The following is a 1245-nucleotide window of genomic DNA, read 5'->3' on the forward strand; positions in this document are numbered from 1 at the left end:
TGAAGTGACCCCTAAAAGTTAGACACGGTTATTTCATTAGGCAGCTTGATAAAAATGAGTTCGGTATTGTACCGGACTCATTTTTAATTTTGCCTTAATCCGTTTCGTATTATAATAATCTATATATTTTTCTAATTCTATTTTAAAATGCTCTACACTTTCAAATTCTTTTATGTAGAGGAACTCCGACTTCATAATCCCAAAGAAATTCTCTATTACTGCGTTGTCGTAACAGTTTCCTTTTCGAGACATACTCTGTACGATACCCCTTGATCCAAGTGTACGGACGTATTGTCTCATTTGATAATGCCATCCTTGATCCGAATGCATCAGTAGCTGGTGATTTTCAGGTAAGCGTTCTAATGCTTTCTCTAACATCTCTGAAACAAGTGAATACGTCGGTCTAGAACCAATTGTATAGGTAATAATTTCACCATTATACAAGTCTAATACAGGTGATACATACAGTTTCTCTCCAAACAATTTAAACTCTGTGATGTCCGTTACCCATTTTTGATTCGGGGCATCTGTATAAAAATTACGCTCTAAAATATTAGGTGCAATTTTACCGACTTTCCCTTTATAGGATTTATATTTCCTCATACGCACAACACACTTTAATCCAAGCTCTTTCATAATGCGCTGAACCTTCTTGTGATTCACTTTCTGATCACGATTCGTTAACTCATCACGAATGCGACGGTAGCCATAACGACCTTCATTTTCCTCATAAATTGCTTTAATTTCAGCTTTCAAATCGGCATCTTGATCCGGACGATTCATTTTCTTTACTAAATCATAATACGTACTCCGTGGAATACCAGCTAGCTCCACGAGTGCCTTCACCGAATATTTATGCCTTAATTCATAGACTACTTGTGCCTTGTCTTGTTTCGTGATTTTTCCTTGTTTTGAACTAAGGCATTCAACTTTTTTAAGTACTCATTTTCCATTTCAAGCTGTTGAATACGTGCTTCAAGTGCTTCGACTGACCCTTCAGCTAAAGCTTGTTTTACTTGTTTATTTGAATCTTTTTTCATGGATGGACGCCCCTTTTTCTTAGATTGAAGGGCATCAATTCCTTGTGTTTCGAGCTGTTTTTTCCAAACAGAAATCGTTGAAGGGGCAGGAATGTTAAAGATAGCTGCCGTCTCAAATAAGGACATACCGTTTTCAATCATAAAGTTTAGTACGTCTAGTTTAAATTGTTGTGTGTAATTTGTACATCGTTTTAGAAAAGCTTCC

At 36.4% G+C, this 1245-nt stretch carries 1 pseudogene; it reads right to left on the reverse strand.

What is annotated here, in order from left to right:
- Window positions 1-36: 36 nt before the first annotated feature.
- Window positions 37-1245, reverse strand: a pseudogene (locus ACTFO4_RS30315) (IS3-like element ISBce19 family transposase); the annotation flags it as partial.

It is taken from the genome of Bacillus cereus group sp. MYBKT14-1, assembly GCF_051915185.1.
In the GTDB taxonomy this organism is placed as follows: Bacteria; Bacillota; Bacilli; order Bacillales; family Bacillaceae_G; genus Bacillus_A; species Bacillus_A cereus.